This is a genomic window from Gelidibacter pelagius (assembly GCF_017581925.1).
GTDB lineage: Bacteria > Bacteroidota > Bacteroidia > Flavobacteriales > Flavobacteriaceae > Gelidibacter > Gelidibacter pelagius.
Genome location: NZ_JAGEVG010000013.1, coordinates 21,038 through 42,223, shown reverse-complemented (window position 1 = coordinate 42,223; position 21,186 = coordinate 21,038). Strand labels below are relative to the sequence as shown.

General features: G+C 39.5%; 14 protein-coding genes and 1 riboswitch. Of the genes, 6 read left to right on the top strand and 8 right to left on the bottom strand.

Translation table 11 applies throughout. The features are described 5' to 3' along the window. Positions 1 to 42: 42 nt before the first annotated feature. Complete coding sequence (locus J4051_RS11825) at positions 43 to 1,716, bottom strand: BCCT family transporter (protein ID WP_208234084.1); 1,674 nt, start codon at positions 1,714 to 1,716, stop codon at positions 43 to 45. 840 nt (positions 1,717 to 2,556) lie between these two features. Next, on the bottom strand, positions 2,557 to 3,933 hold the full coding sequence (hisS, locus tag J4051_RS11820; RefSeq protein WP_208234083.1) for a histidine--tRNA ligase: 1,377 nt from the start codon (positions 3,931 to 3,933) through the stop codon (positions 2,557 to 2,559). A 970-nt stretch (positions 3,934 to 4,903) separates the two neighbouring features. Between hisS and J4051_RS11815 the strand changes: the two genes are divergently transcribed. Beyond that, positions 4,904 to 6,145, top strand: a complete 1,242-nt coding sequence (locus J4051_RS11815) for an ABC transporter permease (protein ID WP_208234082.1) — start codon at positions 4,904 to 4,906, stop codon at positions 6,143 to 6,145. Between the two features lie 813 nt (positions 6,146 to 6,958). Further along, positions 6,959 to 7,003: riboswitch (PreQ1 riboswitch) on the top strand. Positions 7,004 to 7,007: 4 nt separating this feature from the next. After that, complete coding sequence (locus J4051_RS11810; RefSeq protein ID WP_208234081.1) at positions 7,008 to 7,649, top strand: 7-cyano-7-deazaguanine/7-aminomethyl-7-deazaguanine transporter; 642 nt, start codon at positions 7,008 to 7,010, stop codon at positions 7,647 to 7,649. A gap of 101 nt (positions 7,650 to 7,750) precedes the next feature. Here J4051_RS11810 and J4051_RS11805 read toward each other — a convergent pair whose 3' ends face one another. The 4 genes from J4051_RS11805 to J4051_RS11790 form a co-directional block, all read right to left on the bottom strand. Further along, positions 7,751 to 8,116, bottom strand: coding sequence for a hypothetical protein (locus J4051_RS11805; protein WP_208234080.1), 366 nt, complete (start codon positions 8,114 to 8,116; stop codon positions 7,751 to 7,753). Further along, complete coding sequence (locus J4051_RS11800; RefSeq protein ID WP_208234079.1) at positions 8,113 to 8,388, bottom strand: hypothetical protein; 276 nt, start codon at positions 8,386 to 8,388, stop codon at positions 8,113 to 8,115. The genes J4051_RS11805 and J4051_RS11800 overlap by 4 nt, the downstream gene beginning before the upstream one ends. Before the next feature lie 301 nt (positions 8,389 to 8,689). Then, positions 8,690 to 10,480 carry a ribonucleoside-diphosphate reductase subunit alpha gene (locus J4051_RS11795; RefSeq protein ID WP_208234078.1) on the bottom strand — a complete coding sequence of 597 codons (1,791 nt, stop codon included), beginning with the start codon at positions 10,478 to 10,480 and terminating at the stop codon, positions 8,690 to 8,692. Then, complete coding sequence (locus J4051_RS11790) at positions 10,481 to 11,755, bottom strand: ribonucleotide-diphosphate reductase subunit beta (RefSeq protein WP_208234077.1); 1,275 nt, start codon at positions 11,753 to 11,755, stop codon at positions 10,481 to 10,483. Between the two features lie 669 nt (positions 11,756 to 12,424). Here J4051_RS11790 and J4051_RS11785 point away from each other — a divergent pair. Then, on the top strand, positions 12,425 to 12,775 hold the full coding sequence (locus tag J4051_RS11785; protein WP_208234076.1) for a GIY-YIG nuclease family protein: 351 nt from the start codon (positions 12,425 to 12,427) through the stop codon (positions 12,773 to 12,775). Positions 12,776 to 12,985: 210 nt separating this feature from the next. Here J4051_RS11785 and J4051_RS11780 read toward each other — a convergent pair whose 3' ends face one another. Both J4051_RS11780 and sbcD read right to left on the bottom strand, forming a co-directional pair. Next, the gene (locus J4051_RS11780) at positions 12,986 to 16,018 is read right to left on the bottom strand and encodes an AAA family ATPase (protein WP_208234075.1); all 3,033 of its coding nucleotides are present in this window, start codon (positions 16,016 to 16,018) and stop codon (positions 12,986 to 12,988) included. Between the two features lie 3 nt (positions 16,019 to 16,021). Then, positions 16,022 to 17,215 carry an exonuclease subunit SbcD gene (gene sbcD / locus J4051_RS11775; RefSeq protein WP_208234074.1) on the bottom strand — a complete coding sequence of 398 codons (1,194 nt, stop codon included), beginning with the start codon at positions 17,213 to 17,215 and terminating at the stop codon, positions 16,022 to 16,024. A gap of 339 nt (positions 17,216 to 17,554) precedes the next feature. On the opposite strand from sbcD, the gene J4051_RS11770 reads away from it, so the two are divergent. From J4051_RS11770 to J4051_RS11760, 3 genes are read left to right on the top strand one after another with little or no spacing between them, the layout of a single operon-like run. Further along, positions 17,555 to 17,710, top strand: coding sequence for a hypothetical protein (locus J4051_RS11770; RefSeq protein WP_208234073.1), 156 nt, complete (start codon positions 17,555 to 17,557; stop codon positions 17,708 to 17,710). A 3-nt stretch (positions 17,711 to 17,713) separates the two neighbouring features. Beyond that, positions 17,714 to 19,435 (top strand): SBBP repeat-containing protein, encoded by a 1,722-nt coding sequence (locus J4051_RS11765; RefSeq protein ID WP_208234072.1) that lies wholly within the window; start codon positions 17,714 to 17,716, stop codon positions 19,433 to 19,435. Between the two features lie 30 nt (positions 19,436 to 19,465). Continuing rightward, positions 19,466 to 21,106: an SBBP repeat-containing protein gene (locus J4051_RS11760; RefSeq protein WP_208234071.1), complete on the top strand. Its 1,641-nt coding sequence runs from the start codon at positions 19,466 to 19,468 to the stop codon at positions 21,104 to 21,106. The last annotated feature ends 80 nt before the right edge of the window (positions 21,107 to 21,186 follow it).

Genomic DNA, 21,186 nt, shown 5'->3' with positions numbered 1-21,186 from the left:
TTTAGTTTTTTAAATCGTATTCATAGAGTTGATCTCAAACGCTTAAATATCAGTTATATTTGGTTTCTTTTTAGGCTGGGTTTCAGGGTCAATTTTTTTCAAATTTTTCTCTTCCCGCTCCTTATTTACCAAATCAAGTATATTTTTTCTATAGGATTCCCTTTCCAGGAGTTTTTCCTGTCGTTCTGATTTATCATAATCTTCATTAATCCCACGATAGAGTGAAAAGCACATCATCACCAGCAGAATGGCAAAGGGCAAGCCGGAAATGGTCACTACGGTTTGTAATGCGTTCAATCCACCACCATACATCAACACTGCCGCAATCAATCCTGTTGCCACTGCCCATATCACTCTTTGGTATCTTGGAGTCTTTAATTTTCCACCCGAAGTAATACTATCGACAACCAAAGCTCCAGAATCTGCCGAGGTAATAATAAAACTACAAATCAGGATCACGCCCAATACTTTCAGCAACATTGCCAATGGGAACTTGTCAAAAAATACATAAAGTGCTGTAGAGATATTATCATTAACAGCAGCAATCATGGCGGTATCTCCAAGAAGAATATCGCGCATGGTCGTCCCACCAAAGGCACTAAACCATAAGAACGTCACCAATGCAGGTAAAATTAGAACACAAAGAACAAACTCTTTTATGGTTCGTCCCCGAGAAATCCGAGCGATGAAAGTTCCAACGAATGGCGACCAGGAAATCCACCATCCCCAATACATAATGGTCCGTGTCTTTTGCCAGTCGGTGCCTTGTAAGGATTCCGTCCAAGTGGACATATCTACAAAGTGCACCAAATAACTTCCTATATTTTGGATATAGGATTTAAAAATAAACGTGGTAGGGCCTAAAATAAGAACTAATAAAAAAATGGCAGACGCTACTCTAACGTTGAGCTTACTCAGCATTTGAACGCCTTTGTTAACCCCGCTAAAGGCGGAGATAGTAGCTGCTAAGGTGACGCCAAGGATAATAAGAACTTGATAAAACAAAGCATTCGGAATGCCAAATACATGGGTAAGTCCTGAATTGATCTGACCTACACCAAACCCAATGGTTGTAGCCAATCCGAAGAGCGTTGTAATGACCGCCATAATATCTATCAGGTCACCCATCCAGCCGTGGATCCTATTCCCCAATAATGGATAAAATGCGGAACGTAAAGTAAGTGGCATTTTTCTGTTAAAGGTAAAGTAAGCTAATGAAAGACCCACCACCGAGTAAATAGCCCAACCGTGGATGCCGTGATGCAGAAAAGAAAAGTTAATAGCCTCTTGCGCAATGAGCGCTGGTTCTTGTCCTGCCAATCGCGGCGGATTCAAAAAATCCCTAACAGGGTCAGCAATACTAAAAAGCACGAGTCCATTTCCGATTCCAGCACTAAATAGCATCGCAAACCAGGCCCACAGGCTAAACTCGGGTTTTGATTTTTCACCTCCAATACGAATGGCTCCAAATTTGCTGAAGGCCATGTACAAACAAAAAACGATAAATAAATTTACCGCTAAGGTGTAAATCCATCCGCCATGTGCAGATACAAAAGTTTGGGCAATTCCGAAATAATGTTCAGCTTCTTGCTCAAATATGAGAGTAAATCCAACGCTAAAGATAATGACCGAAATCGCGCTTAAAAAAACAGTTTTATTTACAACAAGTCCTAAAAATCTTGAGGCACTTTCTTTTCTGGTGACTTTAATCGACATATAATAAATGGTTTATTTCAAAATGAATAGTTAGAGGATTTCTTCTTTCGAGAAAAAATAGGATGTATTAATTTGGAGAGATTTCTAATCAGGACCTCCCAAAAAATATAAAAAACAATTAAAAGAATCAGTGGTAATTGCCTCTGGCAATAAGAGGCCTAAATAGTAGTATATGAAAAATGTTGTGGTTTTTTGTTGTTACAGAAAAACGAAGCGTAGTAATCATCATAAGTTTAGTAATAATTTGCAACGCTGAGTATAGTATAATATAATGTTCTTTACAAATTTTTTGCATTTAATCTTTTAAAAAACATCTATAGTGTGGAGAAAAGCGGTAATTAAGCGTCCCGGATTTTTTTATATGAGAGTGAAACATCAGATGGGCTAAAATTACGAGAAAAAATTACAGGGATAACACAGAGGCTGCACGGAAAATAACGATAAAAACTTGAAACAATCAACTTTGCGACTGCGAAAGCAGAACACTGAGACACGGATTTATGCGGAGATACTCGGTTTTTTTTGACACAACCTTGCCCGACCAGCTAAGGTGGGTTACACGGATTTCACGAATACTTCTATAGCTTATTTTTGCTTTAATCAATAAGCTTTCAACCAAGAATTATCGAAATTGCAGTGCATTTATGGAACCAAACCTCACAGGTTTTCAAAACCTGTGAGGTTTTTTAAAGGAACTATTTTAAAATTAAGCTATAAAATAAGCTTCATACTCCGTGACTCTATCTTCAAGCAAAATACTCCAAGTGCAGGGCGCCCGTCTGTGACACTCCATAACCCTGCGTGGTTCGGTGCATCTCCGAGAAACGCCGTGCAGTATCCCTATTTTACCTTCAACACCTCCACTAAAGTCGCTAAATCCACCGACTCCTGATCCCCAGTTTCCATATTTTTGAGCGTATAGGTTCCGGAGGCCAATTCTGATGCCCCTACCAAAACCACATTTGGAATGCTGCGCTTATTGGCATAATTGAACTGTCTGACCGTTTTTTTGTTATCGGGATACAATTCGGCATTGATACCATTTTTTCTCAGCTCTTTAATGGCTTTCATACTGGCCATAGCTTCTTCTTCTCCAAAATTTATGAATAAGGCTTTTACAGTATTGGTGATGGTTTCTGGAAATAAGTTCAAGGCTTCCAAAACCAAATAAATACGATCCAGGCCAAAACTAATACCCACACCACTCACGTCTTTCAATCCGAAAATTCCAGTAAGATCATCATAGCGTCCACCACCCCCGATAGACCCCATGTCAACGTCTTTTGGCGCCGATACTTCCAAAATAGCACCGGTGTAATAATTGAGTCCGCGAGCCAAAGTCACATCCAATTGCAAACTTGCGGTTTCCAATTTCAATTCCGAAATGGCTTTATCAATAAACTCCAGTTCTTCGATCCCTTTTTTACCTTCTTCAGACGTGGACAAGATCATTTTTAATTGGGCAATCTGCGATTCAAAAGTTCCGGACAAGCTGAATAAGGGTTGCAATTTATCAATTCCAGATTCGGGAATCCCTTTGCCCAACATTTCTTCCTTGACCTTCTCCTCTCCTATTTTATCCAATTTATCAAGTGCGACGGTGAAGTCGATCAACTTATCCTGCGCGCCAATCACTTCCGCAATCCCTGCTAAGATTTTACGATTGTTGATTTTAATGGTCACGCCTTCCAATTTCAAAGCAGTAAATACAGCATCATATAATTGGACGAATTCCACTTCTTGCCATAAGGACTGTGATCCCACCACATCAGCATCACATTGGAAAAACTCTCTAAAGCGACCTTTCTGCGGACGATCAGCCCTCCAAACAGGTTGGATTTGGTAGCGCTTAAAAGGGAATTCAATTTCGTTTTGGTGCTGTACCACATACCTTGCAAACGGCACGGTAAGATCGTAACGGAGTGCTTTTTCTGAAATGGAAGGGGTTATTTTAGTGGAATCCTTGGCATCATAAGCCTTTTGATCGGCTTTACTCAAAAAATCCCCTGAATTCAGGATCTTGAAAATCAATCGGTCGCCTTCTTCTCCGTATTTGCCCATTAGGGTTTCTGAATTTTCAAAACTTGGTGTTTCAATAGGTTGAAATCCAAAACGTTCAAAATTCTGACGGATGGTACTAACTATATAATTGCGTTTTGCAACTTCGTCGGGATTGAAATCGCGTGTGCCTTTTGGGATGCTTGGTTTTTTTGCCATGTTCACTTCCCGCGAAAGCGGGGATCTCTTGTTAATATTTCTACTTCTGCAAAAATATCATAATTATAGGAATTTGAAGCAAGAAATTGCTAGCTTATTCCTTCGTCATTACCGCGCAGGTGGATATCTCATAATGCCATATACGGATTTTTCATTTCTAAGACGATATACCATTAATTATCAATTCAAAATATCATTAAAAGCCTTGTGTTTTTTTCTCCCTGAGATTTTCCAGATTCCCGCAGTTAATAGATGTCGCCCCTATGGGGCTTTTAATATCTGAAATTCTTTTCTACAAAGATGATGCCCCTCTGGGGGCTCAGGTTTCATATAATGCCAGAATTCATTACATGCTATTCCAATTTAAAATATAGGTTATATCGATATAGAACAACTTGCGGATTTTTGCGAAAGTCATCTGAACCATCTGCGAGATCTACAAAAAAAAATAATATTTCTCCCACTGATTGCGCAGATTTCCGCAGAGAATTTTGGATTTTAAAACAATAAAATTAGTAAATCACAAGGTTTTATTGGTAAAACACAGACCGCTCAAAAATTGTTTAGTCATACAGATTTCTGACAAGCTCATCGAAACGATCTGCGTCCTCCGCGAGATCTGCGGGAAACAAAAATTATATTTCTCCCGCTGATTGCGCAGGTTTCCGCAGAGGGTTTTGGATTTTAAAATGAAACAGACAGTATATCCTAAAGTTTTATTGATACATCACAGACCACTCAAAAATTGTTCAGTCACACAGATTTCTGACAAGGTCATCGAAACGATCTGCGCCATCCGCGAGTTCTGCGGGAAAAAACAAGTATGCATTTCTCCAACGGATTACACATATTTCCAAGGAAGCCTCTTCGGGAAACAAAAAAATACGCCGCTTATTTCAAATTTATAGTAACTTTATTGATTGTTTGTAGTCTTATAGTCATTCAACCATAACCAGAACACCCAGCATTTATGTTTTCATTATTCAGAGAGAATATTAGAATTGCCCTCAATTCCATTCGTACCCAGCTGTTGCGCACCATTTTGACCATTCTGATCATTGCCATCGGTATTACGGCTTTGGTAGGAATTTTGAGTGCAGTGTCAGCTTTGGAGAATACCATTTCAAGCGATTTCTCTTCGATGGGCGCCAATACGTTTAATTTTCAGCGTTACGAATTTACCACACAGCGTCAAAGCGGAAAAGAGGTACAGAAGATCAATCCCGTTATCTCCTATAGGAACGTGAAGGATTTTGAAGACAAGTATAACTTTCCGTTCACCCAAGTATCCGTTTCTTTTGTGGGTACTCAAGCCGCCGAAGTAAAATACGAAAACAAAAAGTCAGATCCTGAAGTGATGGTTCTGGGCGTTAATGAGAATTATATCCAAAATTCTGGATTGGAAGTCAGTGAAGGTCGCGAATTCAATTATTTTGATATTGAAAACAGCACCAACTTTTGTGTGATTGGAAGCGATTTGGCAAAAGCGATTTTGAGTGACGTCAATCCGATTGGTCAAACCATCAGCGTTAGAGGTGCAAAGTTTAGAGTGATTGGGGTCTTAAAAGCCAAGGGATCCAGTTTTGGAAATAATCAGGATTTACGCATGATGATTCCCATCCAAAAAGCAAGAACCTTATTTACAGGCCCGAATATCAACTACAGTTTGAGTGTTAAGACCGATAAAAAGGATATGCTGGAAGGCGCTCAGGATGATGCTATTTTGACCTTTAGAAATATAAGAAACCTAAACCCCATAGAAGAGAACGATTTTGGCATAGAACGCAGTGACGATCTCATCAACCGGATTGGGTCGATCACAGGCTATCTTTATGTTGCCGCATGGGTAATTAGCATGATCACTATTTTAGGGTCTTCTATTGCACTTATGAACATCCTGTTTGTTTCGGTGACGGAACGGACTCGAGAAATTGGCGTACGGAAAGCTTTAGGCGCCAAAAAGAAAACCATTGCGACACAATTTTTTATGGAAGCCATCATCATTGGACAATTGGGCGGTATCCTTGGAATCATATTGGGCGTCCTTATTGGGTATGGTGTTTCTGCCGCTGCTGACTTCCAGTTCTCGACACCTTGGCTGGCCATGTTTAGCGCCTTTACCATAGCTTTTATCGTTGCTGTAGTCGCTGGGCTGCTCCCTGCTGTCAAAGCTGCTAAGCTGGATCCTGTTGAGTCGTTACGGTACGAGTAACCAAAATCAAATTGAAGTTGAAGTTGAAATTGAAACGTGTTAATAAGCAACTATTATCTCCCGCAGATTTTGCAGAACGCTACTTCGTTCAAATTTTAACTTACTTGAAACCTGCTTTCCCGTCCGTACCGAAACGAAGGCAGGAATATCCAATATCAAAGTAAGGGAAGGTTGGAGTTGAAGTTGAAGTTGAAATTCACATATTGCCAATCAACTAAAAACGGTCAATGTTATCTAAGCATTGAAAAACCTGAAACTTGCCAGCCTGTTCGCCTGCCCGTAACTTTTATAGAGACCCACAGCAAAGCAGAGACGGGAATATCCAATATCAAAGTAAGAGAACCCTGAAATTGAAATTGAAGATGAAGTTGAAATTGAAATGCACTACAATTTACATCTTGCCAATCAACTAAAAACCGTCAATGTTATCTAAGCATTTAAAAACCTGAAACTTGCCAGCCTGTTCTCCTGCCCGTAACTTTTATAGAGACCCACAGCAAAGCAGCGACGGGAATATCCAATATCAAAGTAAGGGGACCCTGAAGTTGAAATTGAAGATGAAGTTGAAGATGAAGTTGAATTTGAAATGCACTACAATTTACATCTTGCCAATCAACTAAAAACCGTCAATGTTATCTAGGCATTGTACTTCCCTAATCCCAAACACCTAATTCCTCACCTCTCACACTCTCACCTCTCACCTCTCACCTCTCACACCTCCCACCTCCCATAACTCTAAATTTTAAACCCCATCCCACCCAAAACCATCAAAATAGTAACTATCTTGCGCCCTTAATTTTCCATCAAAAAATGGGACACGTGGTTCGAAATTCTCCCACGTTAAAAAACTAAGAAACGCTTTATGTCCTCTATAAAAAATACGCGACTGGTGTTATTACTGGTCGGATTCCACATTCTAATTATTGCATCAAGCAATTACTTGGTACAGTTCCCCATCTCCATTTTCGGATTCAAGGCTACATGGGGTGCGTTTACCTTTCCGTTCATCTTTTTGGCTACAGACCTGACCGTACGTGTTTTTGGCGCACGAATGGGACGACGGATTGTTTTTTATGCCATGTTTCCGGCCTTGGCAGTTTCTTACTTCATCACCGTTGCCTTTCGTCAGGGGATTTGGCTGGGATTTGATACCTTCTTTAGCTTTGATCTTTTTGTAGCACGGATTGCCATCGCCAGTTTCGCGGCTTATGTGGTGGGACAGATTTTAGATATTTTCGTGTTCAATAAACTTCGGCAGCATAAACAGTGGTGGCATGCACCATTGGCTTCTGGTATTTTTGGGAATTTCATGGATACACTGACATTTTTCTTTATTGCCTTTTACAAAACTTCAGACGCGTACCTTGCAGAAAACCTGGTCGAAATTGCCACCGTCGATTATATTTTTAAAATAATAATCAGCGCGCTGTTTTTCCTTCCGCTTTATAAGGTCATTTTAGATCGGGTAACAAAAAGATTAAAAGAAAAGGACCTTAGAAATTGAACAATCCCATAGCATGCTGTTTTCTTAAAATCGAACATTTACAAAAGTCGAATCAAGAACTTCAGAATATTGAAGCCCAATGGTGGGAATAAAATGAGATCCTATTTCATTTTCTGTAAGACGTAGAATACCAAACCTCCCAATCCGTAACACACCACATCCCATATATCTCCAGTATAGCGATAATCTTGCTGTGGGAGATAGTACTCAAAAACAATGGAAAAAAGTGCAACCAGACTAAGAATTGTAAAGCCATTCAGCCGAATGGTCCTATCTTTTTTAATCCACCAAACGCCATGCAGACATACTGTGGCAATCATTGGAATGGCCAAATAATCATTGAGATGATTGAAGATCCAATTAGGACCGGCAACAGAAAAGAATTTCAAACCTTGTACGATCAAAAACACCGCAAATGACAGCAGTACATAACCATGCAACAGCTTTAACGGAAATCGATCTGTCATATAAAGAGCATCGCAATTAACCAAGCAATAAACATTCCAATGGCCATCACAATCGCCCAAATCGAATAAAAGATATAATAGATGCCACGAACAAGAAAAAACCGATGCGTTTTCATACGCTCAGTAAAGGACTCTTTCTTCACTACTTTGGCCTTTAAAACAGGCTCCGATTCAGTCGTGGTTAAATTGTTTTTTGAAGTCAATGTCGCATCCTGGTTCTTTGAAACCGATTGATTATGCGCATTATTAATGTTTTCTATCTCCTCTGACATCCATACAGAATTCAACTTGCAAGAATACAAATAATTATTTACGATGCATATCAATTAAACTATTGTTTAACATTTTATAACACCTGATTTTGATTGCTATTGCATATTTAACCCTTTAGCTAAGAGAAGGACTAAATTATTATGGACTTCCAAAAAACGTATAAATATCGTTATCCAACCTTATTGCAAAAATGGGGCGTACATTCAATTTAAGTAAAAAAAAACAGGCTCAGAAAATACTGAACCTGTTCTTTAACCACTCCTTATATAACACTATATGTCAATCATTTACAACTAACATCTAAGCTTCGCAACTCGCACAATCTTTCTTCTGTGCAAACTTTTGTGCGGCATTCATACTGTGTTGGTAATAAAGCGATTTCAATCCCAATTTCCACGCGGTAACATGAATTTTATTGATTTCCTTAACCGGCATTTCCGGATGTACGATGATATTCACCGATTGGCCCTGATCAATATGATTTTGACGGTTGGCCGCTTGATAAATCAAATCTAATTGATCAATTTCCGAATAGGTTTTAAACACATCTTTTTCGTTCTCGGTCAAGAAATCAAGATGCTGTACCGAGCCATCGTTGTTACGGATATCTCTCCATACATCAGCATTGTTCTGACCTTTTTCTTCCAATAATTCCTCTAAATAAGAATTTTTGATCGTTGTTTTGATCTTGGCAATATCTTTCACATACACATTGGACCAGATTGGCTCAATACCTTGTGATACTTGGCCCAAAATAAACGCCGATGATGTAGTTGGCGCAATAGCGTTAAGAGTGGCATTACGTCTGCCATAGCCTTTGAGGACTTCTGGTTCTCCAAATAACTCAGCCAATTCTTCAGAAGCTTTATATGATTTCTCTTGGATCACTTTAAAGATCTCACTGTTCATGTCGTAAGCTTTCTGGCTATTCAAAGGCAGCATTTTTGACTGCAACAAAGAATGCCAACCCAATACTCCAAGTCCCAAGGCACGATTGTCCTTGGCAAAGTTATAGGCACGTTCCATAAACAAGAAGGTTTGTCTGTCTTCTCTACTTTCAGAATCGCGATAGTCTTCCAATTTGTCAACAAACTCGGTGATAACGGCATCTAAGAAATAAACCATGGTTTCCACCGCGTCAGTATCTTTCCACTTGTCATAATGCAATAAATTCACTGAAGAAAGTACGCACACAAAAGACCAATCGTCATTGGAAGGCAACATGATTTCCGTACACAGGTTACTAGCATAAATAGGAAGGTCTTTATCTTTATAAACATCTGCAGCACCATTATTGGCATTGTCTTTAAAGAAAATGTATGGGTAACCCATTTCACCTCTTCGTTGAAGCACTTTTGCCCAGATAGAACGTTTTGCTTCATCACCAGCAACCATCTCCTCCATCCATTGGTTAGTAACAGTCACGCCGTGGGTCAACTCCTGAATAGGATTCCCTTCCGTACCGATCTCCAAAAACTCCATAATGTCTGGATGCTCAACTGGCAAATACGGTGAGAAACGACCACGTCTCACTGAACCTTGACTCACGACATCCACCATGGATTCAAACAACTGCATGATATGGACTGCACCAGAGGCTTGTCCGTTATTCTTTACTTCAGCGCCACGATGACGGATTTTACCAAAATAACCCGACGTTCCGCCTCCAAGCTTAGACATCATCCCTACTTCAGATTGTGTGTATAGAATATTGCCCATATCGTCTCCAATATGCGATCCGAAACAACTGATGGGAAGGCCTCTTTTCTTACCGAAATTGGACCAAACTGGTGATGCCAAAGAGAAAAATCCTTCAGACATATAACCGAAAAATTTATCTGAGTATCCAGGAATACCCAATATTTGTTCCGCTCTATCGGCTATTTCGCGAATACGTTCCTCTGCAGTGACGCCTGGCGTTAGATAGCCCGAAGCTAAAAAGTTACGGCTGTGTTCATTAAGCCATTCGAAACCTTGAGCTTTCTTTTCTCCCGTTTTTTGGAGCGCTTCTTTTCGAGCGTTTACAAGGTTGTCAGTTTCTAAATTTGTTTTTGATGTTTGTGTGTCGAGGGTTTGGTTTAGATTGTTCATTTAAAATAGGTCATCACTGGTTATACTTTGAGTTCTTTTACTGTAATTGATAGAGCGTTTCACGAAGAAATCGCCGTGTTTGGTTCCGATGATCTCGTCATCAAACCATTCTGTTTGTGCTATGAGGCTTTCGTCTATCTCAAATATTTTTGCTATCCCTATGCTTTCAAGGGAATTGTTAAATCGGTTTTTAATAAATTCGTTGACTACAGCCTTAGGAAGGAAGTCCAATTCGCCTTCTTCAAAAATCCAATCCACGATTCTGCTTTCTGAATCAAAGGCTTCCTTACATACTTCCTGGATCATGCTATTGTAGTTTTCATCAAACCACTCTGGATTTTCTTCTTTGATTATTTTGATGATATCAATTCCGAAATCGCCATGGATCTGCTCTTCCTTTGAAGTCGCTTCAACCACGTTAGAAATTCCTTTTAGCATATTCTTATGCTTATTGAAGGCCATAATGATCAAAAATTGGGAGAATAATGATACGTGCTCGATAAAGAGAGAGAACAACAAAATGGATTCTGCATATTCCTTATTATCTTCACTTTTTGCGTTTTTAAGAGCGGTTTCCAAATACTGAACCCGCATCATGATGGCTGGTTTTTTCTTGAGGTTCTTAAATTCTTCGTTAAGACCTAATATTTCAAGCAGATGTGAATAGGCATCATGATGGCGCACCTCGCTTTCGGCAAAAGTGGCACCTACAGAACCAATTTCAGGTTTTGGCATTCTGTGATAAATATCGCCCCAAAAACTCTTTACGGCAACCTCAATTTGTGAGATGGCAAGCATGGTGTTTTTGATGGCACTACGCTCAACTTCCGTCAATCGTGTTTTAAAATCCTGAATGTCACTTGTAAAGTTAAATTCGGTATGGATCCAATACGAATGTCGGATGGCCGGCACATATTCATAGAGTGCTGGATACTCATAAGGCTTCAAATTGATACGCTTTTCAAAAATGTTCAATTTACGTCTCTGGGTCTGCTGATTTCTGTAAAGAATGTATCCTTTTGCAACATCAAAAAAGCCACTTTCCATCAATTTGGTTTCGACAAAATCCTGAACCTCCTCCACGGTAGGGATATAATTCCCATCCAATCGTTTTCGGTCTAAAAGTGCTTCATAGACCGTCTCAGATATGCGTTGCGCATCTTCAGGCCCTCCATGGTTTGCAGCGGTCATCGCTTTCAATATTGCATCAGTAATCTTCTGTAAATGAAAGAGTTTTGTAGTGAAATCTCTTTTAATCACCTGGGTAATCTCCATACGAATAAGTGCTAAAAATTAGAAAAATTTCTTGAGGTGTAAAGATGTCGATTTTAAATATGACTTTTTGAGGGTGCCCAAAATTGTTGTCAAATGGTTATCAACAATTGTGAATAAAACGAGAGTTAATGATGGTTGGAGCGGTTAATAAAAATTAATGATGTGGATATAGATGAAACGAAAAATCTAAGCCTCATTTCAACCCAATAAGTTCGGATTTTTTGGATTTTTCATCTTTTAAAACTCTTATAGTGAATAGTTCTACCAAGCTCCTTTCGTTTAAAACTTCAAGATGGAATTTGTTATATTTGGATGCTGCTTTTGTGGAATTATAATAATAGCTTTTAGTCATAAGAATTAAAAACTGAAAATACAATGCCGATTTTTGGTTCGCCCCGCCCTAAAGGGAGCAAAATATCTCAAATGATTAATTAATTTGAGAATAAGCCACCTTTGGTTCCGATAACTACCGGGAGGGGCAAAGCTTATTCAGATTTTAAATGAGCAATCTCAATTTTTTAGGATTAATTGCGAATATGCAATATTCCTAATTACTTTTAATATAAAAAAAGTGTTTTGAGATTTAAGATTAAAACAAGTTGTTTGGTGGAATACACCTGCAATGGCAGACTAACAACTATGGCACAAATAATACTTAACTAAAAAGACATGGCTAAAACCTTATATACAATTTATGTAATAGAACTTTCCAAACGTGTGTATTCTGAAAACACCAAATTCAGGAATGCCAACCCACAATTTAATGGCGTCCTACAATGTTTGTACGTTGGTCAGACCAGCAAAACACCTAAAGAACGTTTCCTTCAGCATAAAACAGGCTATCGCAATAAAAAAGGACATAAGTTATCCGCTGCTCTGGTGGAAAAATACGGTTTGTACTTGAGACCAAGTTTATATACGCATATCGATCCATTCCTTACAAGAGCTGAAGCCTTGGAAGCTGAAAAACAAATTGCATTGGAACTGCGTCGGCAAGGGTATGCGGTTTGGTTTAACTGAATTTTTACGGGTGTTTTAAATCAAGAACTTCGGGGTATTAAAACCCACTGGTGGGAATGATACCTTACTTTTTAAAAACTATTTATAAGAGAATACTTGTGAAATCTCATTTTAATCAAGGGATGTTTGAAGATAGTTTTTGGAATTATAAGCCCAGCGCTTGCCTGCCGTCAGACAGGGTCTTGATTCTATATTGAACAACAAAGTTTCTCATATAATTTCAATTGTACTATACCCCGACCCCATTTTCTCCAAGCGTATTTGGGTGGTGATCCGATCTTTTAAAGCCTCCACATGCGAAATAACCCCAATGGATTTATCGCCTTCATTTTGCATTTTTTCCAAGATTGTGATGGCTTGGTTCAAGGTTTCAGGATCCAAAGTGCCAAAACCTTCATCAATAAAAATGGATTCTATTTTGACGTTTTTTGCGGCGAGATCGGAGAGCGCGAAGGCCATCGCCAAACTGACCATAAAGGTTTCTCCACCTGATAATGTGTTGATGGATCTTCGGGCATCGCCTTGATGGCTGTCAAATACTTTTAAGGAATCATTTTTGTCAGCCTCGTCAGCAGTGGGAATATCAAGCACATAACGGTCGTTCATATCTTTTAAACGCAGATTGGCATAACCAATCAATTGTTCGAGTGTTAAATCCTGAACGAAATTTGAAAACCGCTTACCGTTGGCATCACCAATCAAACCGTTCATGGTTTTCCATAAGGCTTCTTCTTTCTTTAAGCCTTTTAGTTTTTCCAAAAGCGCCTCCTGCTTTTCTTTGGCTTTGGTATCGGCTTCCAATTTCGTTTTAATAATCCCGATCTGTTCATTTAAACTGCTATAAGCTTCGTCCAATTTAATGTAATTTGCCTCAAGTACCGATAAAGGCTGATCGGAAGTGATTCGTTTTTTGAAACTTTCAATTTCCTTTTGGGCGTTTTCCTTTTCGGTTTTTAAACGCTCTTGCTTCAATTCTATATGTTTCTTTTTCTGACGGATTTGCTCTGCGTCTGCTTCAGTTAAAATAAATGTTTTGAGCTGAGCGAAATTTTCAATTGATTCCGTTTCTAAAATGGTATTTAATTGCTTTTCAAAACCTTCTTTTTCCTTAGCGATGTTTTCAAGTTTCGTTTTCAGAACGGTGATGGCTTGATCGGTATTGCTGATATTTTGAATAGTTGCTGCCCATTTTGAAATTAAGGCTTGTACTTTGCTATCCACAACTTCACCGTCATAAAGTGCCTTTCGTTTGGTTTCCTTTTCAGTGGTTAAAGCCGCACTTGTTTGCCATTGTTTTGCGGAATGGCTTAAATTGTCCAAAAGACTCAGTAATTGGAATGCCTTCTTCACCTGCTCAACCAATTGCATTTCTTTGAATAATTCGTTTTCTAAAATCTGAACCCTATCGTTATCCGGAATGTTGTCTAACTCTAGCGATTTACAAATCTTTTCGATTTCAACAAGCTGGGGCGCCATAGCTTCCGTAATGGCAAGTATATCTTTCTTTAAGATTTGAGTCTTTTTCTGCTCGTTTTCCAAATTGGTTTGTGTGGCTGTTTTTAGAGCGCGTTTGGTGGTCAGTAATTCCGTTTTTGATTTTAGAACGGCTTCTTTGGGATCGAAAATCGGATTGTCCAAAGCAAACGGATGCTCCAATGCTCCACAGAGGGGACACGCCTCGCCATCAACCAAAACATTTCTGTGCGCTTCGAGACTTTGATGCTTTTTGCGCGTTTCTTCCGCCTTGACCAAGGTCTCCACCTCTACTTCCAACAGCTTCAATTCGTCTTCTAAAGTTTTAAGTTGGATACTGTATTTTTCAGTCAGAGCTGCACTCGCCTTCAATTCGGTTGCTTTTGAGTTTTTGTTTTTCAATTCCGAATTGTACTGGGTCAAGGCAATTTTGATGGCATTGATCAACTGTGATTTTTCTTTGAGCTTCGCGTCCTTTTCTGCCAATTCTTCCTGATCATTGATCTGGGTTGTTTTTAAGAAAGTCTCAATTTTTTCTTCAATGGGCTGAATGCCCTCAATAAAAACATCCGGTTCTGAATTAAAAGGAATACGCTCGGCATCTTTATTAATCTCCAAAAGTGTTTTTTTGATAGTTTCCTCATGAAGCTTAGCCTCTGCCCGGGCCAGATCTTCATCTTTCTTGAGCGCCGTCACTGCTGTATTGAAGTCCGTTAGATGACTGACAAAGTCGTTAGCGTCAATTTTTCTCTTTAACAAGATGGAAGCTTCTTCCAACAATCCATCCTTTTCATTTAAGATGCTGGTCTGCTTTTTCTTCTCTTGTTCAAGTGCTTCTGAATGGTCTTTATACGCATTTTCCTGTTGTTCAAAATCAGAAATCAGCTTGGTATGCCCCACATATTTTGAATGGTTTTTTAAAGTGATTTCCTCTTTTTTGAAATTTTCAATTTTCTGAGCTAATTCTTTTTGCTGGGTTTCATTCGTAGTTAAAATGGTTTGGTTTTTAAGAATGCCCTTCTGATTTTCAATGGTCATTTTTAAAAGATCCAATTCTTTCTTCTGGATGACTTTTGATCTATTTAAATCGATTTCTTGGGCAACTAAATTCTTCTTTTCGGCTTCTGGCAGTAATTCAACTTCTCCGAGTCGAATTTCCTGTTCTTTACAGATTTCCGAAGCCGCTCTAAACTTTCTGAACACTGCAATTCCGATCGATCTGTAGTCTTTTGCACCGGTAATATCTTCCAGCAACTTATTTCGTTCGTCTCTTTTTGCCTGTAGTAATTTGCTGAATTGCCCTTGGGACAATACCATCGCCTTTACAAACTGATCATAACTCAGCCCAATCAGTTCCTCATTTTTAATAGGCACTGCAGACTTCCCACTCTCAAGAATAGCGCCGGTGGCCACATCGATAATTTCCTGCTTCCGGTCGTTGAGATTGTTGTTCCGATTTCTTTCAATCGACCAATGTGACCGGTAGGTTTTTTGGTTGACGATATATTCCACTTCCGCGTAACAATCTGTCGAGTTACGGGTCATAATACCGCCTTCATCCTCAATAACCGATTTGCTAATGGATCCTATTCGGGGTACTTTATTGTATAAAGCCAAGGTAATGACATCCAATAAGGTGGATTTCCCAGACCCCGTGGCGCCAGTAATCGCAAAAAGACCGCTTTCTGCCAAAGGCCCAGATGAAAAATCGATATGGTGTTCGCCGCGAAGCGAATGGATATTCTTAAAACTAATTTTACTGATTTTCATAAACTATAGGTTAAGCTCTTCTAAAATTTGACGAAATGCATTTTTTAATTCCTCGGTGTTTTCCTGATGGCCATCCAGCTCCAGTCGTTTTTCAAACATTTCCATAGGCGTCACATCGGCAACACTTATTCCAGGCTCAAAAGCTTCTGAGGCTCCTCGGATTTTATTGAGAAAATTCAATTTTGATTTTACAATTTTAAGATGTGCATTCTCATAGTTTTCCAATAGGTCGTCCAAATCACGACGGATCTGTATATTTTCATCGGGTTCATTTATAATGATTTCAGCAAGGGAAACCAGATTCGTAATGGGCGAATAGGCATATAATAGCGTTTTAACGTCTTCGAGTGTGCCTTGAAAAGTGATTAAGTTTCTGAACTTAGGGATGGGCACAATGTCAACCTCAACATGTTGTCCACTAACTGAAATAATATTGACCTGTTTGACCTCTTCTTTTTCACTAAAACTCAAACAAATTGGAGATCCAGAATAATGGACATTTTTTGAAACGGCGTAAGGTTTATGGATATGTCCCAGAGCTACATAATGAGGTGCATCGCCAAAAACAGTTCCGGATACCCCAGCCTGATTGCCGATTTGAATATCCCTCATACTTTCAGAAACCTGAGCGCCCTGCACGTATAAATGGCCCATTACTATGAAGCAAATTCCAGGGTGCTGCTGATGATAATGCGTATTGATATTAGAAAAATAGGATTTAATTCCCTCCCGAATCTGCTCAATCTTATCAGCATAAGATTCCCCAGCCGCGGCATTCCTGATATCCTTATCCCTTAAAAAAGGTACGGCTGCAATCACCACCTGCTCGTCTTTCTTAGTATATTTTATAAACAGATCGTTTATATCTTCAGGAGCGCCCCCAATCACATCAATATTCAAAAACCCAAGAATGTCTTTTGGCGCATTTAAAACAGAGGCAGAATCGTGATTCCCTCCGGTCAAGATAATTTTACAATCGGTACCGAGCATGCGTTTTAAAAATCCATAATACTGCTTTAACGAGGCTTGCGAGGGATTGGCTTGATCAAATACATCCCCTGAAACTAAAAGCAAATCGATGTCTTCTTTCGCAATCGTATCCAATAACCAATCAAAAAACAACTCCAAATCCTCGGACAAGTCCACCTTATGTAACTGTTTGCCTATATGCCAATCGGCAGTGTGTAATATTTTCATGTAAAATCAATTAGGGTCTGAATTCAAAAGCTATGGTTACGCTCTTTTCGTCAATGGCAACCAAGTTCAAAACAAGAAAACCTTTGGCATTAAAGATGGAAAACCCTTAAAAGCGCATTAGTATTTTATTGTTTTAATCAGCCCCTAAACTTAAGAATAAATGATAGATTTTAATACGGATTTCCGCAAAAGAGAACAATCCATCCGCTATTTGATAAGCCAAAAACCAAATTGCAAACATTCTTAAAAAATAATTGATAAATCATGCTGACATTTCAGAAGGTCTCCCGATGTGAATTAGAGAGAACAATAATTTCCAGAAATCTTAAACCAAAAACTATGCAAGAAAATTTTACCTTTTTTACGACACATTTCTTCCTATCCTTCATTTCCGCTGCTATACTCGAGCAATCGCTGCTTTCCAATGGCATTTATTTACTTGAATTAAAAGACAATCAAGGACCTAAAACCACTCTTAAACTCATCAAATCCTAAATTATGAAAATAAAAATCAAAATATTATTCTTATTCACAGTGCTACTGTCAATACCTACCTTATTATTTAGCCAAACTCCAGAATTGGACTGGTTGATCCCAATGGGAACTGTAGGTCGAGAATCAGGCAATTCAATTGTCACCGACGTGGAGGGCAATGTGTATACCGTTGGGTATTTTGAAAACACCATTGATTTCGATCCTGGTGAAGACACCTATAATCTAACCTCCGCCGGATTTTTCGACATCTTTATCCAAAAACTTAATTCCAAAGGCGAGTTTTTATGGGCAAAGCGCATTGGTAGTGCAACAGGTGATGAAGCGAACGACATTACCATCGATACCTCGGGAAATCTATATATTACCGGAATGTTTGCTGAAACCGTAGATTTTGATCCAGGCGAAGGCACTTTTAATTTGACCACCGGAACAGGGACTCCGTACACACAAAACATATTTGTACTCAAGCTTGATGCTGATGGCAACTTCATTTGGGCAAAGCATATGGTGGGAGATCGATTCTCAAGAGCAAATTCTATCACCACGGATACCAATGACAATATTTTAATGACTGGAGGATTTTCTGGCACTGTGGATTTTGATCCGGGAGAAAGCACCGTCAACTTGACGTCATTTGGAGGTGATGACATCTTCATTCTTAAACTTGACAGCAACGGCAATTTAATATGGGTAAAACAAATGGGCGGCGCATCTACTGCCATTGGCTATTCGATAGCCACAGATGCAAATGACAATGTCTTTACTACCGGTTACTTCTGGGAAACCGTAGATTTTGATCCCGGTGAAGGAACCGTCAATTTAACATCGAAAGGTGATAGTGATATTTTTGTACAGAAACTTAACGCCGATGGCAACCTTCTTTGGGTGAAGCAGATGGGATCAGAAACTGCAGATCGAGGAAATGCACTCACCGTCGATTTGGATGGCAATGTGTATATCACCGGTAGTTTTAGCGACACGGCAGATTTTGATCCCGGTGCAGGAACTACTAATCTGACATCGGCAGGAGCATCGGATATCTTCATTCAAAAGCTCGATACAAACGGTGACTTGCTCTGGGTAAAGCAAATTGGGGGACCAAGGCCGGATATGGGAAACTCCGTAAAAACAGATGACAGCGGCAATGTATATATACTCGGGAATTTTGGGGAAACCGTAGACTTTGATCCAGGAGAAGGTATCACCAATTTAACTGGAGATCTTAATGATATGTTTATATTAAAACTTCGGTCCGATGGTGATTTTATGTGGGCAAAGCACTCCTACGGAGGGCGCGCTTATTGGACGCGAGCAAAATCAATTGCCATTGATAACAGTGATATTATTTATTGTACTGGCGATTTTGAAGGAAGAGTTGATTTTAATCCATCAGGTAGTGAATATCTGCTTACCGCCGAAGGCTATTGGGACATCTTCATTCTGAAATTCAGTACTCCTTCACTTGATCTCGTTGAAAATTCACTTTTGGATAATTTTATAGTACATCCAAATCCCACCAAAGGCAAATTCTCCATTGAATTCAGCACTCTACAAACTTCTGTAAACGTCAAATTATATACGCTTTCAGGCCAACTGCTTATGGAAAAACGATTCCAACACCTTAAAAATCTACCGTTTGAGATTCAGCAAGCCGACGGTATTTACCTGCTTGAACTAAAAGATGGTCAAGGTCGAAAAGCCACGGTTAAATTGGTGAAAAATTAAAACAACTATTAACCAAAAAAATAAACTATTATGAAAAAATTACTTATCGCCATCCTGTGTGGCTCCCTATGGACTACTAGCAATGCCCAAGCCCCTACATTTGATTGGGCCTTTGCCACCGGAGGACTTAACGGAGCTACATATAATAGCTCGATGGCATTGGATGATTTGGGAAATATTTACAGTATAGGCCATTTCTATAGCGGCCCAGTAGATTTTGATCCAGGCTCGGATATTTTGAATTTGAGTTCCGTTGGAGGTCTTGACATCTATGTCAGTAAATATGATGCTTCTGGAGACCTCGTCTGGGCCAAAAGAATAGGGGGAACTGAAGATGATGAAGGAACAGCAATAGCAGTGGACGGCTCTGGGAACGTCTATTTCACCGGAAACTTTCAAGGTACGGCCGATTTCAATCCAGGATCTGAGGTTTATAACTTGACCTCCAATGGCGTTAAAGACATCTTTGTCTGTAAACTTAACTCAGAGGGCAACTTTCTCTGGGCGAAACAGATGGGCGGCGCTACGAATGATACTGGTCATGCGATTGTAGTGGATCATTCGGGAGATGTATTTGTTACCGGTGAATTTGAAAAAACGGTCGATTTTGATCCAGGCACTAGTAACAGCATGCTTACTTCCAAAGGTCAAACAGATATCTTCATCTTAAAATTGAGTACTACGGGCGATTTTCAATGGGTCAAACACATTGGTTCTGAGAGTTTTGATCGCGGAGAGGCCTTGACCATTGACAGCGGATCCAATCTTTTTTTGACCGGATACTTTACGGGCACCGTGGACTTTGACCCAGGTGATGGTATCGCTGAGCTGACCTCGTCAGGAGCTACAGGTGCTTCTGGTTTTGTATTGAAACTCGATGCTGGCGGAAACTTTGAATGGGTCACAGCACTGCCAAATAACATCGCTGGAAGAGCAGTAACAACAGATACGACTGGAAACATCTACATTGGTGGCGGTGGCCCAGGCATTGGAATCGTTAAACTTAATCCTACAGGCGTAGTCACTTGGGAAAAGTTTTTACCAGGACCTAATTCTAACGCAACATCCATTGCTGTGGATGTTTTGGGCCATGTCTATACCACGGGTTCATTCCGTGGTAATATCGACTTTGATCCCGGTGATGACCAAGTTATTTTTAATTCTGGTTCTTGGCATGATGCTTATATCAATAAATTTGATGCGGCAGGAAATTATGTTTTGGCCTATCAATTGGGCGGACCTACACTACGTAATTATGGCGAAGCCATAGCGCTGGATGCTTCAGGCAGCATTTACGCCTCGGGTCATTTTAGATCGGAAATTGATTTTGATCCCGGCCCAAATACGTTCAATCTCAAATCAGAATACAGTTATAACAGGTATCAACTGAAGTGGAACCAAGAAACGGCTGGATTGGATGATCAATTACAGGGTATCCAAGTGTCTATGCACCCTAATCCAACTCAGGGGCCAATCCATATCAAATTTAATACGCTTCAAGACATTATTGAACTCCGTTTGTTTTCCATAACGGGACAGTTGGTGATGGAGAAACAATTTAAAAACACCACAAACATTGCCTTGGATCTTCAGCAACCTGCAGGGATGTATGTGGCAGAATTGAAAAACAGTAAAGGTCAAAAAACCACTATGAAAATAGTAAAACAGTAACTTATCAACAGTAAATAAGCCATCATGGATTTCAAATCCATAGTTTTATATTGGCAGACTGAAAGTCTGCTTCGTGAAAT